Origin of the sequence: Streptomyces sp. CWNU-52B, from assembly GCF_047444975.1 — a bacterium.
GTDB lineage: Bacteria > Actinomycetota > Actinomycetes > Streptomycetales > Streptomycetaceae > Streptomyces.
This window is the reverse complement of the sequence record NZ_JBLFJV010000002.1, coordinates 1-14,984: the sequence shown is the minus strand read 5'-3', so window position 1 is coordinate 14,984 and position 14,984 is coordinate 1. Positions and strand designations below refer to the sequence as shown.

The 14,984-nt window shown below is 71.0% G+C and carries 11 protein-coding genes and 1 pseudogene; 8 read left to right on the top strand and 4 right to left on the bottom strand.

What is annotated here, in order from left to right:
• Positions 1-18 precede the first annotated feature (18 nt).
• Together ACLVWQ_RS01325 and ACLVWQ_RS01320 are read right to left on the bottom strand one after the other, a co-directional pair.
• Entirely contained in the window at positions 19-2,775 is a 2,757-nt protein-coding gene (locus ACLVWQ_RS01325; RefSeq protein WP_414106193.1) for a DUF6493 family protein, read from the bottom strand.
• Positions 2,772-4,274 carry an SWIM zinc finger family protein gene (locus tag ACLVWQ_RS01320; RefSeq protein WP_414106404.1) on the bottom strand — a complete coding sequence of 501 codons (1,503 nt, stop codon included), beginning with the start codon at positions 4,272-4,274 and terminating at the stop codon, positions 2,772-2,774. Before ACLVWQ_RS01320 ends, ACLVWQ_RS01325 begins: the two co-directional genes overlap by 4 nt.
• Positions 4,275-4,571: 297 nt before the next feature.
• Between ACLVWQ_RS01320 and ACLVWQ_RS01315 the strand changes: the two genes are divergently transcribed.
• The 6 genes from ACLVWQ_RS01315 (at position 4,572) to ACLVWQ_RS01290 (ending at position 11,998) form a co-directional block, all read left to right on the top strand.
• Positions 4,572-4,778, top strand: a complete 207-nt coding sequence (locus ACLVWQ_RS01315) for a DUF4236 domain-containing protein (protein WP_414106192.1) — start codon at positions 4,572-4,574, stop codon at positions 4,776-4,778.
• Positions 4,779-4,841: 63 nt separating this feature from the next.
• On the top strand, positions 4,842-6,371 hold the full coding sequence (locus tag ACLVWQ_RS01310) for a helix-turn-helix domain-containing protein (protein WP_414106191.1): 1,530 nt from the start codon (positions 4,842-4,844) through the stop codon (positions 6,369-6,371).
• Between the two features lie 274 nt (positions 6,372-6,645).
• Entirely contained in the window at positions 6,646-7,149 is a 504-nt protein-coding gene (locus tag ACLVWQ_RS01305; protein WP_414106190.1) for a DUF4365 domain-containing protein, read from the top strand.
• Positions 7,150-7,157: 8 nt separating this feature from the next.
• Positions 7,158-8,243, top strand: a complete 1,086-nt coding sequence (locus ACLVWQ_RS01300; RefSeq protein ID WP_414106189.1) for a hypothetical protein — start codon at positions 7,158-7,160, stop codon at positions 8,241-8,243.
• Positions 8,244-8,321: 78 nt separating this feature from the next.
• Complete coding sequence (locus tag ACLVWQ_RS01295) at positions 8,322-8,885, top strand: hypothetical protein (protein WP_414106188.1); 564 nt, start codon at positions 8,322-8,324, stop codon at positions 8,883-8,885.
• Positions 8,882-11,998: a helicase HerA domain-containing protein gene (locus ACLVWQ_RS01290; protein ID WP_414106187.1), complete on the top strand. Its 3,117-nt coding sequence runs from the start codon at positions 8,882-8,884 to the stop codon at positions 11,996-11,998. The genes ACLVWQ_RS01295 and ACLVWQ_RS01290 overlap by 4 nt, the downstream gene beginning before the upstream one ends.
• 187 nt (positions 11,999-12,185) lie before the next feature.
• Here ACLVWQ_RS01290 and ACLVWQ_RS01285 read toward each other — a convergent pair whose 3' ends face one another.
• Both ACLVWQ_RS01285 and ACLVWQ_RS01280 read right to left on the bottom strand, forming a co-directional pair.
• Positions 12,186-13,142, bottom strand: coding sequence for a M56 family metallopeptidase (locus ACLVWQ_RS01285; protein WP_414106186.1), 957 nt, complete (start codon positions 13,140-13,142; stop codon positions 12,186-12,188).
• Complete coding sequence (locus tag ACLVWQ_RS01280) at positions 13,139-13,510, bottom strand: BlaI/MecI/CopY family transcriptional regulator (protein WP_414106185.1); 372 nt, start codon at positions 13,508-13,510, stop codon at positions 13,139-13,141. The genes ACLVWQ_RS01285 and ACLVWQ_RS01280 overlap by 4 nt, the downstream gene beginning before the upstream one ends.
• A gap of 129 nt (positions 13,511-13,639) precedes the next feature.
• Between ACLVWQ_RS01280 and ACLVWQ_RS01275 the strand changes: the two genes are divergently transcribed.
• Together ACLVWQ_RS01275 and ACLVWQ_RS01270 are read left to right on the top strand one after the other, a co-directional pair.
• Positions 13,640-14,476 carry an undecaprenyl-diphosphate phosphatase gene (locus ACLVWQ_RS01275; protein WP_414106184.1) on the top strand — a complete coding sequence of 279 codons (837 nt, stop codon included), beginning with the start codon at positions 13,640-13,642 and terminating at the stop codon, positions 14,474-14,476.
• Between the two features lie 292 nt (positions 14,477-14,768).
• Positions 14,769-14,984: pseudogene (locus tag ACLVWQ_RS01270) on the top strand (DNA-directed RNA polymerase subunit alpha); the annotation flags it as partial.

Sequence of the window (14,984 nt, the reverse complement as noted above, 5' to 3'; positions counted from 1 at the left end):
TCTCGCGGGACCAGGGGCTCAGCCCAGTACGTCGCGCAGCAGTCGTGCGTTCTTCGCCGCCTGGCTCGATCCCGGGCGGGCCGCGAGTTTCGTGACCTCCGGGATCTCGCTCTTCGGCGCGCAGTGCGAGGCGCAGTCGACTCCGAGGGCCAGCAGCGCGCCGGCGCCCCGGTGCACGGGGTGGTCGCGCAGCAGGTGGGGCAGGGCGGATTCGAGTACGGCCCAGATCGTGGCGTACGCGCCGGTCTCGGCCGCCGTGCGCAGGGAGGCCGTCACCCGGTTCGCCTCGACCGTCGCGTCGCGCAGCAGCTCGGCCAGCTGTCGTCCGAGGAGGCCGGTGTCGAGCTGCCCCCGCGCGGCGAGCACCAGGAGCGCGTCCACCGTCGCCTCGCGTTCGGTCTGCCGGTCGTACGCGAGGGTGCGCGCCAGGGCCAGGTGCAGCGCGAACCCCGCCGGGCCACCGGACTCCGCGGCGAACGGCAGGGCGTGGGCCCAGCCCCGGTCGGAGCCGTGACGCCGCCGGAAGTAGTCGCGGGCCAGCACGACATCGCGGTGATGGGGCAACTGGGCGAGCCAGAAGGGCGCCATCGGGTCGGTGATGCCTCGGCAGTCGTCGTAGGGCCCGACCAGGGCCGCGGCGGCCGGAAGGAGCGGGGGGCCGGTGGCCGGTTCCGGGCCCAGGTGGTTCACCCAGTACGTCGGATGCTTGTCCGGGTGGTCGTCCGGGTGGACGTCGGCCCAGTCCGCCGGCACCGGGTCCGGGTGGGGCAGGCCGCCCTCGCACAGCCACTGTGCCAGTCGCCGCCCGGCGTCGGACCCGAGCTCCCCGGCCGCGCGCAGCACCTCCGCGTCCGTGGTCGGGGTGGCGCGCAGCAGCGCCTGGGCCAGGTCGACCGGCGCCGGTGCGACGCCGAGCCCGTCGAGCGCCGAGATCCGCCGTACGAGTTCGGCGGCGTCCAGCGCACCGGTCGCGTCGGTCGGCACGGCCAGCAGGAACGGCTGCACGCCTGCCTCGATGATCCCGGCCGCCTCGGCGAGGCGTGCGCCCAGCAGCGTCCCGGCCGGCGAGAACGAGGAGTACTCGGAGCCGAGACGGGCGATGATGTCGTACTCCCTCGGCTCGTCGCCCCGCAGCGCCGCCGCCACGTCGTACACGTCGGACTGGGTGCAGTCGGAGGTGTCGCGGGGGCGCTTGCGCATCACCGGCCGCAGCGCCCGCGCCAGCGCGGCACGGTCGAGGTGGGCGTGCCGCACCAGCCCGTCCAGGACGCGTTCGAACGTCACCACGTCCTTGTTGTTCGCGACGACCGCCGCGAGCTCCTCGGCGACCTCCGCGGCCGTCCCGACGGGGCCCGGCACCGGGCGGGGCTCGGGCACGGCGGGCAGCACCTCCGCGTAGGGGGCGGCGAGTCGGTCGGGTGCGCTGCCTAGCCGTGTGGCGTCGATCCGTACCGTGCCGAGCAGGTCGGCGGCCCGTGGCGCGAGGCCGGGGCTGATCCGTTCGGCGGCCGTGCGCAGCTCCGGGAGTACGGAGTCACCCGCGGCCCCGATGTGCCGCGCGACCACGTCGAGGGCGCGCTCCTGCACGTCGATGTCCCGGTGGTCGAAGGCCGTCGCCGCGTCGAGCACGGCACGGGCCGCGCGTGCGGGATCCCGGCGGGCCGCCCGGTCGAGCCGGGTGAGCTGGGCGCGGACCAGTTTCTTCTCCGGGCGGAGCAGAAGGCGTTCGCATGCCTCGGTGAGCAGGTCGGGCTCCAGCAGCCCGGCCTCGTCCAGGCCGTTCACGACCCCCTGGGCGTAGTCGGCCACCGGCGGCGACAGGTCGAGCAGCGCCACGTGGTCCCGGACGAAGGGCGCGTTCTCGGCCGGGGTGAGGGCGAGCGCGCGCAGGTAGGCGAGGGTCGGCGCGGTCTCCCTGCGGGTGCCGTCCTGGAGCAGCCGTGCGCGCAGGGACTCGGCGAGCGCGGCGCGTTCGCCGGCCACCGAGGCGAGTTCCTCCGGGGTGAGGTCGAACGCCGTCATCATGACCGCGACGTCCGGCGGCTCCTCGTTGATGTCCAGCCCGGCGAAGACGTGCCGGATCAGCGCGGCACGGTCGACCCGGCCCTCGGCGCTCAGGCTGATGAACGCGCCCAGCCTGCTGTGCTCCATCATCTGCGAGGGGCCGTACTCGGTCATGTCGTTGTGGAACCAGTTCGGGCCGAGGGAGATCTCCGGCCGCTCCACGGCCAGCGGGAGGAGCTTCGGTGACAGATCGTCCTGGCGCAGCTGCGCCAGGAGGGTGGCACCGGGCTGTGGCCCGCCGCGCAGGTGCACGGGGTGCCATGGCCAGATGCGGCTGTGCAGCCAGCCCGCGACGAATCCGGTGGAGGTCGGGACGGGGCAGCCCGTTTCGCGGACGAGGTGTTCGACGAGCCGGGCAGGGGGCCTCGGCCGCTCGGCGAGCCGCGCGGCGAGTTCGGCGCGCCAGGCGACGGGGTGGAGGTTCACGGCTTCGACCACCCAGGCGCCTTCGAGGGGCACGTTGGTGGCCTCCTGCTGGCAGTTCTTCGCAATCCAGTCGGCCGCGGCCTCGGGGTCGGTCCGGCAGCCGAGTTCGGCGGCGAGCTGGGCGGCCCGCTCCTCCTCGGACATATAGGGCCAGTTGGGCTGAGCCGTCGCGCGCCGGGCCGCCAGGGCCTCGGTCTGTGCCGCGCGCTCGACCGGGGTGAGGGCGCCGAGTTCCCTGAGCACTCCGGCGACGTCGCCGGCTTCGGCGAGTTGGACCAGTTTCATCGTGCCGTCTCCGATCGTGCCGTGTCCGCCGCCCCGCCCGTACGCGCGCCGGTGGCGTCCGCATCCGCGGGCAGATCCCCGTCCGCGCCCGCCATGTCACGCACCGTGTCGCGGCCCGTGTCGCGGGCCATGCCCACCGCGAGGACGTGCTTGCAGGGGCCCCGTCCGCCCCGGTACTTCGCCCACCAGAAGCACGTGCAGCTCAGCCGGCCCGAGGCGTCGTCGGTGCGGACCACATGGGTGTCGTCGCCCGTTCCGACCCGGGCCAGCGGGCCGTCGAGCCGCACCGCCCCGTCCGCGACGAGCTTCCGCGCCCCGCGCAGCCGGGGGTTACGGATCTCCGCGGCACCCGCGCGGTACGGGAGATGGCGATGAAAGTACGCCTCCTCGGCGAGGTCGTAGCCGATCTGGCCGGACGTCCCCAGCACGGTCAGCGCTGCGCGCACTCGTTCCACGGGCAGAGCGGCCTGCGCGGCCAGCTCGGCGACGTCGACCCTCGGTTCCCAGGCCAGCAGTTCGGCGACCTGTTCCGCGTCGGCCGCGGCCTGCCCGCCGGCGAGGTCGTGAAGGACTCCGCCCTCGCCGGAGAAGCCCCGCGAGGCGCTCTGGGAGAGCATCAACGTCAGCCGCATGCCCGCCAGTTCGACCTCCCAGGCGACGGCGGCCGCCCCGTCCTCGGCGACCGGGGCGTCGGAACTTGCGGGAGTGGTGGGAGCGGTGGGGGCGGCGTACACGCGTACGGTCGTCGCGTGCCGCAGTACCGTCTGCAGCGTCAGCAGCCGCTCGGGCCCTGGCAGGCACACGGCGCCCGGGGCCGGCCGGGTCGTGGGTCGCAGGGTGCGGCCCGTGGGCACCACCCAGCGGGTCGTACGGGTATCGGACCGGCGAGTGGGCCGGGGCAGGGCCCGCAGCAGCGCGGCCGCCTCCGCGGCGGGCACCTCGGCCCGAAGGGTGAAGCCCGCGGCGAGCACCTGGGCCTCGGCGAAGCCGCGCAGCCAGCGCTCGGGCAGCGGGACCTTCTTCTCCACGAACTCACCGTCGAAGGTACTGACCGCCAACTCATCGGGCCCGACGGCCAGATGGAGCGGGTCGAGCCCGCCGAGCCCGGCCAGCGCGCGCCGCAGCGGCGGGTTGACATCCACGTTCGTGGTGCCGTGGCCGACGTCGTCCCCGTCGAGGCCGGGTGGGAGGACGTCGAGCCGGGCGTACACACCGCAGCAGCCGGAGAAGGACTCCAGCCGCAACCGGTCGCCGTCGGCCGTCACCACCGGGTCGAGCGAGGCACCGCCGCTCTGCCGGTAGTAGCGGGCGGCGGCCACGTCGGCGACCGCGAGGAGTGCCGTCGCCGCGGCGGCCGGCGCGGTCAGGAAGCCACTGAAGAACCGGGGGTTGGCCACCTCCCCCGCCGGGGTGGCACCACCGGAGGTCTCCAACGCGAGCAGCCGCCCAGCGGTGGAATCGTGCACGGCCGAGGGCCGTAAGTAGGAGTAGGACTGCATGAGTTGAGTCACGCGCACACGCTACGACCGAGGACTGACACCGGGCGCCGGGGGCACGGTGCCCACCAGGCCCACCACATCCACCACGCCCGTCGTGTCCGCCGCGCCGCGAATCTGGGACAGGGCTCCCCTGAGGCGGCGACGAGGAGGGTCGGCACGCCGAGCAACGCAGCGGCGCACTCCAGGTCGGCGAGGGTCTGCGAACATCCGCCGGCCCGGACACAGCGAACCCTTCGGCAGGCCGCGCGGTATCCGACCCCATGCGGGGTACCTGACGTCGAACGAAAGGAGGCTTTCATGCCCCTCACATTCCGTAAGAGCTTTCGGATCCTGCCCGGGGTGCGGCTGAACATCAACAAGAAGTCGTGGTCCGTCACCACGGGCGGCCGGAAGGGACCCAAGCACACGCACAGCAGTACGGGACGGCGTACCACCTCGATGGACCTGCCCGGCCCGTTCGGCTGGCGTCGCACCACCAGCAGCAAGCGTGCCAAGCGCGACTGAGACACCATCACTCCGATGGGTCCCCCAAGATGCCACATCTCATATGTGAGATAGCCTGTCGTTATGGCAGACGACTACCTCGTACGCATCGGCAAGCTCATCCGTGACGCCCGGCAGCATCGTGGCTGGACACAGACGCAGCTGGCCGAGGCGCTCGGCACCAGCCAGAGCGCGGTGAACCGCATCGAGCGCGGCAATCAAAACATCAGCCTTGAGATGATCGCTCGAATCGGTGAGGCGCTGGACAGTGAGATCGTCTCGCTCGGCTACGCGGGCCCGATGCATCTGCGTGTGGTCGGCGGACGTCGCCTCTCCGGCGCGATCGACGTGAAGACCAGCAAGAACGCGTGCGTGGCGCTGCTCTGTGCGACGCTCCTGAACAAGGGCCGCACGGTGCTGCGCCGCGTCGCGCGCATCGAGGAGGTGTACCGCCTTCTGGAGGTACTCGGCTCCATCGGCGTACGCACCCGGTGGATCAACGGTGGCGTGGACCTGGAGATCGTGCCGCCGACCGAGCTGGACATGGAGTCCATCGACGAGGCGGCGGCCCGCCGCACCCGCTCGATCATCATGTTCCTCGGCCCGCTGCTGCACCGCATGGACAGCTTCAAGCTGCCGTACGCGGGCGGCTGCGACCTGGGGACGCGGACCATCGAGCCGCACATGATCGCGCTGCGGCGGTTCGGTCTCGACATCGCGGCCACCGAGGGCCTCTACCACGCACGGGTCGACCGCAAGGTGACCCCGGGCCGCCCCATCGTGCTGACCGAGCGCGGCGACACGGTGACCGAGAACGCGCTGCTGGCCGCCGCCCGCCACGACGGCACGACCGTCATCCGCAACGCCTCCTCGAACTACATGGTCCAGGACCTGTGCTTCTTCCTGGAGACGCTGGGGGTACGGGTGGAGGGCATCGGCACCACGACGCTCACCGTGCACGGCGTGCCGAACATCGATGTGGACGTGGACTACTCGCCGTCGGAGGACCCGGTCGAGGCGATGAGCCTGCTGGCCGCCGCGGTCGTCACCGAGTCCGAGCTGACCGTGCGCCGGGTGCCGATCGAGTTCCTGGAGATCGAGCTGGCGGTCCTGGAGGAGATGGGCCTCGATCACGACCGTACGCCAGAGTACTTCGCCGACAACGGCCGTACGCGCCTGGTGGACCTCACGGTCCGGCCCTCCAAGCTGGAGGCGCCGATCGACAAGATCCACCCGATGCCGTTCCCGGGCCTGAACATCGACAACGTCCCGTTCTTCGCGGCCATCGCGGCCTCCGCGCAGGGCCAGACCCTGATCCACGACTGGGTCTACGACAACCGCGCGATCTACCTCACGGACCTGAACCGCCTCGGCGGACGCCTCCAGCTCCTCGACCCGCACCGCGTCCTGGTCGAGGGCCCGACCCGCTGGCGCGCCGCCGAGATGATGTGCCCGCCCGCCCTGCGCCCCGCGGTCGTCGTCCTGCTGGCGATGATGGCGGCCGAGGGCACGTCCGTCCTGCGGAACGTGTACGTCATCAACCGCGGCTACGAGGACCTGGCGGAGCGGCTCAACTCGGTGGGGGCGCAGATCGAGATCTTCCGGGACATCTGACCGGCGGGATGCTGTGCCCCTTGAAGGCAAGGGGCACAACACCGCAGCATGACATCCGACCTGCGCATACTCGCCCCCCACGGCCCTTCGCCGATCACTGTTGCCTTTCAGTACCTTCCTGGGGTCCGACCGCGCAGCAAAGTCCTCCGGCTGACCACTTCGCCGCGCAGGAGAGGACCCGCACCACAGCGCCCAGGGGCCCTGACAGTCGTTGGCACGTCCCGTAGGATTCCCCCTACCGTGTGCCACAGCAGGGGGACATTGGGGGGCTTCCGTGCTCGATGCGAAGCAGCATCAGGGCAAGTTCGGCGAAGACTACGTCCGTGTGCTGGCCTCTGCGGCAGGGCTGATCGTCATGCGAGGCGATATCGACGTGGACGGGGTCGACCTCGGGTTCCGCGCCACCGGCCGCTACGGACGGACGCTGTCACCCACTGTCGAGGCTCAGATCAAGACATGGTCGAAGCCGTCCGTGTCGTCTGGCCACCTGAACTTCCGCGGGCTCAACGAGTGGCAGTTCAACAAACTCGCCGGTCCCGACTTCACCGTGCCCCGGTTTCTGTTCGTCATCTGCGTCCCCGCCGACAACCAGGCGTACGCGGCCATGAGCACCGACGGTGTGATGCTCCGCCACCTCGGCTACTTCGTCTCGCTTCGCGCCGAGGAGCCGATCAAGGACCCCGACCGTTGCCGAAGGCGTCCGGTCAGAGTTCCGACAGCGAACGTGCTCACCGCCGCCTCACTGCGCCGGCTCACCGAGACACAGTCCGACTGGTAGGGGAAGCGATGACGATTCCGCTGAAGGTCGACGACATCGCCAGCTATCTGGCGGACACGGGCTGGGAGCGGGATCCGCACGGCTGGCGCGGAGCGAGCGTCTGGCAATACCCGGGCGATTATGAGGTGTTGGTACCCGCTCGCGACGGCTTGGGCGACAACGACCGCCGAGTACGGGAGATCCTGCGCTGTCTGTGCGCGCTGGAGGACCGGCCGGCGGGCGACATCGCCCTGGAGATCGCAAGACCGCAGCTGGACAAGCAGTCCTTCCACACGTTTCCCACCGGCCACGACCCCGGCTACACCTCGCTGCTCCTGGGCACGCAGACGGTGCTGGGTGTCCGCAACGTCCTGACGGCGGCGGCGCGCACCGTCGTGCAGGGTCCGCACTTCGCCTTCGCCGGCCGGCAACCGGGCGTGGTGGGCGACCTCCTGCGCGCGGCCGAACTCGGCCCCTCCCGCGCCGGGAGCTACGTCGTCGAGATCCGGGTGGCGGCGGACGCGACGGCCCGGACCCCGAGCGGGGAGCAGGTCACCGGTCGGGGCGTGCTGGTCCAGATGCTCGAGGCGGTGAGCGCGGCCCAGGCAGCCGTGGCGGCGGACACGCCCGTGGCCTTCGACGAGACCGTCACGGCCGGCGTCTCCGCGGATCTGTGCAAGGCGCTCAGTGAGCTCTCCGGTTTCGACCGGAGCGAGCCCTTCGAGATCGGCTTCCGGTGGGCGCGCTCGCAGCCACTCGATGTGCCGTCACGCGTCGTCGCGTTCCCGGCGGTCTCGGGCTCGCTTCTGCACGCTGCGTCCCTGCGGCTTCGCGACCTCAACGCCACCGGTGCCGCGACGGTCTCCGGTGTGGTCGAGGGGCTGCACGACGACCCCTCCGGCAACGACCGGTGGCGGATCAAGGTCCGCGGTGAGTTGCGCACCGAGCACGCCGACTTGGTCCGGCGGGCCGTCTGGGTGCGGCTCCCGGACCAGGCCTCGTACGACCGTGCGATCACCGCGCATCGAGAACGGCAGGTGATCACCGTCATGGGCGAGTTGTCCAGCGTGACCGGCCGGGTGGAACTGGTGCCCGGGCGGGGGTTCGACATCTGACCGGATTTCGGCTCATCGAGGAGGGGCACTGTGCCGACGGAGTTGACTTTACGGGATCATGCATCGCTGTTCGCCCTGATGGTGGTCGCACGACCGGTGACCAACCGTGAACTGCGCGAACTCGCCGGCCTGGAGATCACCGCGGTGGTGCGGCGGCGAGTGAACCAGGATGCCGAGCGGATCGTGACCAGGAAGCCCGGTGCGGTCAACACGCACCAGCTCACGTCCGCGGGCCGGACCTGGTGCGAGTCCGCTCTGGTGGCCGGACGCCCGGACGGAGCGAAGTTTCCGGCCGGGGTGCTCTACGCGGTGCTGGACAACGTCGGACAGTACCTGGCCCGCTCCGGCACCAAGTTCGGCGAGTTCTTCCAGCCCGACGTCGAGGACTGGATCCGCGCGGTCTACACGGAACTCACCGCCCGCCGGAAACCGGGCAGCTGGGTCAGGCTGTCGGCGCTGCGCCCATGGCTCGAGGGTCTGCCGCGAGGGGCCGTCGACGCCGAACTCGACCGGATGATCGAGCAGCCCGACGTACAGCTGATGGGCGAGCTCAACCGGCGCACGCTCAGCGACGAGGACCGCAGAGCCGCCGTCGACATCGGCGGCGAACCCCGCCACCTGCTGCGGATCGGACCGGCGTGAACGGGGAACTCGCCGCTCTGGAGACGCTGTACATCAACACCGCGCTGACCCAGGAGGAGATCTGGACGCCGGTGACCTCCTACCACGTCGACGGCCTTCATCCTGAGGTGTTCCGGCGGCTGGGGAGGGCGATGAGTGCCGTCGAGCGCGCCCACTCGCCGGTTGCGACCGTGGTGCGTGGCGAGAGCGGCTCGGGCAAGACGCATCTGCTCGGCTGGACCCGCCACGAGATCCAGCAACGCGGCGGCTCCTTCTTCTACATCAAGCTCGTCACCGGCCGGAACTTCTGGGAGAGCGCCGCCGACAGCCTCGTCGACAGTCTCTACCGGGAGGACGAGGGCGGCCAGGAACAACTGATCCGCCTGCTCGACGAGCTTTCGCGCCTGGCTCGCCTCGACACGGACACCCATACCGCCGTCACCGGCCGGCGAGAGTTGACGCGCGCCCATGTCGACGCGTTCGTTCGGGGGATCCGGACCATCGACCGACAGGTGGGCAACGAGGCCGCGGACACGGCCCGCGCGCTGGCGCTCATAGCCTCCACCGGCGATCCCGTGGAGATCGGCAGGGCCTACTTCGCGCTCAACGACGACGACGGGGACAAGCGCGCCGCCTGGGGGATGTCGCCGGGCAGGCGACCGGCTCAACGCGTCCTCCGCGATCTGACGCGCCTGTTCGCCCTGGTCGGACCGCTGGTGTTCGCCTTCGACCAGCTCGACACCCTGGTGTCCGCCGCGGAGACGTCGTCGCTGACGTCGCCCGCTTCCGGTGAGGGCCGGGCCGCGAAGCGGCTGAGCGGTGAGATCGCTTCCGGCCTGATGGAGCTGCGGGAGGAAGCCCGCCGGACCCTGATGGTCGTGGCGTGCCATGAGGACACCTGGGAGCAGATTTCCCGGGAGGCGGTCCGGTCCGCCCTGGACCGGTTCGAGGTGCTGCCGACGCTCGGCGCGATTCCCGACGAGGCCACCGCCGCCGCCATCGTCAGCAGCCGCTTTCGGCCCTACTACGAGTCGGTGGGGTTCACTCCGCGGTATCCCACCTGGCCGGTCACCTCGGCGGCACTGGCCGAGGCCCCGCACCGTTACACCGCACGGCGGCTGCTCATCCGGGTCCAGAAGCACATCGAGGCGTGTCTGCAGACCGGCACGGTGGCCGAACTGAAGTCCCTGGCAGGCGCGGAGCCCACGGCAGCCGCACCACCCGCACCTGCGAGGGCCGTCAACCTGAGCACCCTGACGGAGTCCTTCGACAAGCTGCGTGCCGAGGCGGACGACCTCGGGCCGCTCGGACACCCGACCGAGGACAGGTCGATGCCCGCTCTGCTGGGCGCCGGGCTGCGGAGTCTGGTCAGGGAACTGGGCGCCGACGAGACGCGGTTCTCCATCGAGACCGACTTCGGCCGCAAGGCGGCGTTGCACGCCCGGTTGCGCTATGTCGTGGACGAGGCCAGCGAGAACGAATTCCACTGGTCCTTCCGGGCGATCGCCGCGAACAACGCCATCGCCGCCCAGAACCGGATCCGTAACGCGGCCGTGGAGGCCGGCCTGACCGCCGACCTGGCGAGCCGCCGGCTGATCCTGCTGCGGAACATGCCGTACCCGAGCGGCCCCAGGACCAAGGACATCAAGGACGACTTCGAGGCGCGGGGCGGGGTGTCGTTACCGATCGGCGCCGCCGACCTCCGGACCCTGGCCGCCCTCCGGGCCATGCTCGACGACCGTACGTCAGGCCTGGACGAATGGCTGCGACAGGAGCACCCCGCTTCCCGCATCGAGGTCTTCGCGCCGGTGCTGGGCGACTTACGGCAGCTTCTCGGCATCGCGACCACGGAGGTCGGCTCCGGGGTGGCGGTGGATGCGGCGGGCACACCGGAGGACGCCGAGCCCGCCCGTACCGAAATCGTCGTCGGAACCACGATCCGGGGCGGCCGTTCGTTCGCGGTACCCATGGAACGGCTCCGGATGCACACCGCGGTGGTGGGCGCGGCGGGATCGGGCAAGACGGTCCTGATCAAGCGACTTGTGGAGCAGTGCGCTCTGCGCGGCGTCTCGGCGATCGTGCTGGATCCGAACGACGACCTCGCACGGCTCGGCGACCCCTGGTCGCGCCCGCCGAAGGGCTGGACGGACGACCACGAGCGCGAGGCCCGACGCTATTTCGCGGATGTCGAAGTGGTGGTGTGGACACCGGGTCTGAACCGGGGACGTCCGATCTCCTTCTACCCGCTTCCCGACTTCGGTCCCGTCCTTGACGACGAGGACGACTTCCCCCGTCTGGTCAGGTCGACCGTGACCTCACTCGCGCCACATGCCGGTGTACGCGGCAGCAGTGCTCGCGCGACCCAGCAGCTGGGGGTCCTCAAACGTGCCCTCGAACGGTACGCGCGCGACGGCGGCAAGACCCTGGCCGGCTTCGTCGAGCTGCTCGCCGAGCCCCCGAACGACATCGTGAACAGCAGGACCAGTCGCTTCGCGGTTCAGATGGCGGACACGCTGGAAGCCGCGATGGAGACCGACCCGCTGTTCGGGGAGTCCGGCGCACCCGCCGATCCCGGCATGCTCCTGATCCCGTCGCCGGGAAAGGCCGCCCGTATCTCGGTGATCAGCTTCATCGGCCTGTCCGGCGACGGACCGGCCCAGTTCGTCAGCCGCCTCCAGGCGACCTTGTTCTCATGGTTCAGGGCACACCCGGTCGGCGACCGTGCCCTGGGCGGGCTGCTGGTGATGGACGAGGCGCAGAACTTCGTGCCCTCCGGTGCGTCGAACCCGAGTACGGACAGCACGGTCGAACTCATCCGCCAGATACGCAAGTACGGACTCGGGATAGTCCTCGCCTCACAGTTGCCCAAGGGGATCCACAACCAGGCGCTGGGCAACACCGTGAGCCAGTTCATCGGCCGACTCACCCAACCCGTGCACATCGAGGCGGCCAGGACCATGGCTCAGGCGCGGAACGCGGTCCTCGACAACCTCGCCGGTCTCAAGACCGGCATGTTCAACGCCGCGAGCGAGGGGACCGGATTCAGCAAGATCGAGGTGCCGATCTGCCTCAGTCACCACGACGTGCCGCTCACGGAGGACGAGATCGTCGAGCGGGCCCACCGGGGTGCATGAGGCAGTTCGAGTGCGGCAGGACAGGAACCCAACAGGGCTCCTGGACCTGTACGCGTCGGTGATGATCGACGGCGGGCGGACGTGCACGCGCTCGCGGACCGCCTCGGACACGCGGGAGCCGGTTCCAAGGTCCGCATCGTGGTCCGGAGCGCCTGCGCCAGGGCCGCCGGGGCCGGTGCCGGGCCGGTCACCGGTTCTCCTCGCCCTGGGCGACCTCGACCGCGTGGTGGAAGTCGACGACGCCTGCCGTTCCCGCGGCGAAGGACAGGGCCGTGCACGCGACGAGGAGGAACACGGTCCAGCGTGCGGCGCGTGAGCGCGCCCCGGCGGGTTCGAGGAGGGCCCGGACGCGTCGGGGAACCGGGCCCGTCGTCGCCGCGGGCGCGAAATCCGGGCGGGTCACCTGTCCGGAGTCGCCCGCCAGGGCGGCTCGGGCGAGTGCGGCGCGGGCGATGGCCGTCGCCATCAGGTGCCGGTCGCCGACGGCGGTGGCGGCGCTCTCGTCGGCCGCCCGCTCGACGGCGAGACGGATGCTGTCGCGCACCGCGTGCAGGGCGGGGTGGCAGTGGGCGGCGAGTTCGGCGGCGGCCAGACAGTAGTGATGTCCGGCTCGGTTGTGGGCACGCTCGTGGGCGAACAGGGCTTCGCGCTCGGCGGGTCCCAGGCTGCGCAGCATCGCGGTGGTGACGACGATGCGGTGGGGCCGTCCGGGCAGGGCGTACGCGTCCGGGTGCGGCGAGTCGACGACGCACAGGTCACCGGCGGCGGGGCGGCTGTCCGCCTGCCTGCGGGCGGTACGGAAGTCGCGGGCCTGCCGAAGGCCCGAACGCACCGTCCTCCAGGCGCTGAGAGCGAGCACACCGGTGGCCGCCGCGGCCGCCGGAAGGACGAGCGGGCCCGGGGAGCCGCGCAAGGGACGGACCAGTTCCCCCAGGCCGGCGAAGACGGGCAGCGTGAGCAGTCCGAGCAGGACCAGGCACCCCAGAGCGGCGACGCAGGCACCCGCCAGCACCAGGGCCGAGGCGGTGAGCACCCGCAGCGCGGTGGCCGGCACGAGCCGGTCCAGGACCGCGCGGGCCGGCGCCGGGGCGAGGAAGGGCACCACCAGCGGCACCAGCAACGGCACGAGCAGCAGGACCGTCATCGCTCACCGCCCTCCAGAAGCCGGCGCAGATACTGTTCGTCGCCCGGGTCGAGCTGGGCGACGAAGCGAGCCAGCACCGTCTCCCGGTCGGCGTCCCGGTCGAGCTCGCCGTGCATGCGCCGCGCGGTCAGGCCCGGCGCGTCCTGCACGGGCCGGTAGGCGAAGCCGCGGCCCTGCCGCTCACGGCTGACGACGCCCTTCTCGTGCAACCGGGTCAACGTCGTCGTCACGGTCGTCCGCGCCAGCCCCGAACCAAGGTCCCTCAGCACCCCGCCAGGGGTGAGCGGGACCCCGGCGGCCCACAGCACGGCCATCACCGCCGCCTCCAGCTCACCGGCCGGACGCCTCTCGTCCCTCACCTCGGTCACGTCCCTCACCTCGGTCGCGGGACCGTTCCTCGCCCCGTCCCGTCATTCGTCTACAGTGCAATAGACCGTCTACAGGATTGTAGTCGACCGCTGCTCCATCCACGCACCCTCGAACGTAAGGAAGCGCCCGTGAGCGCCATCAGCATCGGCCAGGCCGTGATCCTCGGCGTGGTGGAAGGAGTGACGGAGTTCCTGCCCGTCTCCTCCACCGGGCATCTGAAGATCGTCGAGGGGCTGATGAACATCCCGGTGGACGACACGTCCGTCGTCGCGTTCACCGCCGTGATCCAGGTCGGCGCCATCGCCGCGGTCCTGCTCTACTTCTTCAAGGACATCGTCCGCATCCTGGGCGCCTGGGGCCGGGGACTGCGCCACCGTGACCAGCGCCATCACCACGACTACAAGTTCGCGTGGTGGGTCGTCTACGCGACCCTCCCTGTCGTCGCCGTCGGACTGGCCGCGAAACCCCTGATCGAAGGCCCCCTGGCATCGCTGTGGGTCGTGGCCGCCTCGCTCGTCGTCGGCAGCGCCCTCATGTGGGCGGCCGACCAGATGGGACGGCACAAACGCGGCGAGGACGACACGACGCTCAAGGACGCCCTGCTGGTCGGCTCCTCCCAGATCCTGGCCCTCCTCTTCCCCGGCTTCTCACGGTCCGGCGCCACGATGTCCACCGGGCTCATCCTCGACCTGGACCGCGTCGCCGCCACCCGGCTCTCCTTCTTCCTCGGCATCCCCGCGCTCACCGGCGCCGGGGTGTACGAGCTCAAGGACGCCGTCGGCGCCGGCGCGGACGCCACCCCGCTGATCGTGGGAACCGCGGTCTCCTTCGTCGTCGCGTACGCGTCCATCGCCTGGCTCCTGAAGTTCATCGCCCGGCACAGCTTCAACGCGTTCGTCGTCTACCGGGTCGTCGTCGGCGTACTCCTGTTCGCCCTCCTGGGCTCCGGAAGCCTCACCACCTGACCTTCTTCTGACCTTCTTCTGACCTTCTTCTGGCCCTCTTCTGGCCCTCTTCTGGCCCTCTTCTGGCCCTCTTCTGGCCTTCTTCCTGACCTCCTCCCGGCCCTCTTCCCAGCCCTCTTCCCAGGCGGATACGGCCCGGCGTTCGGGCCGGAGGCGGAGCGCGAAACGGGCCGGCATGACGAGTGTCATGACGTGACGGGCGGTTCGGCGTCTGCCGAGGCCGGATCGCCACGTACCCTTCGTGGTGTCTACGGCGTCAAATAGCGGGCGCCGAAAATGGAGGCCATACCCCGTGCTCATCGCTCAGCGTCCGTCCCTCACCGAAGAAGTCGTCGACGAGTTCCGCTCCCGGTTCATCATCGAGCCGCTGGAGCCCGGCTTCGGCTACACCCTCGGCAACTCCCTCCGCCGGACCCTCCTGTCCTCGATCCCGGGGACGGCCGTCACGTCCATCCGGATCGACGGCGTGCTGCACGAGTTCACCACCGTGCCGGGCGTCAAGGAGGAC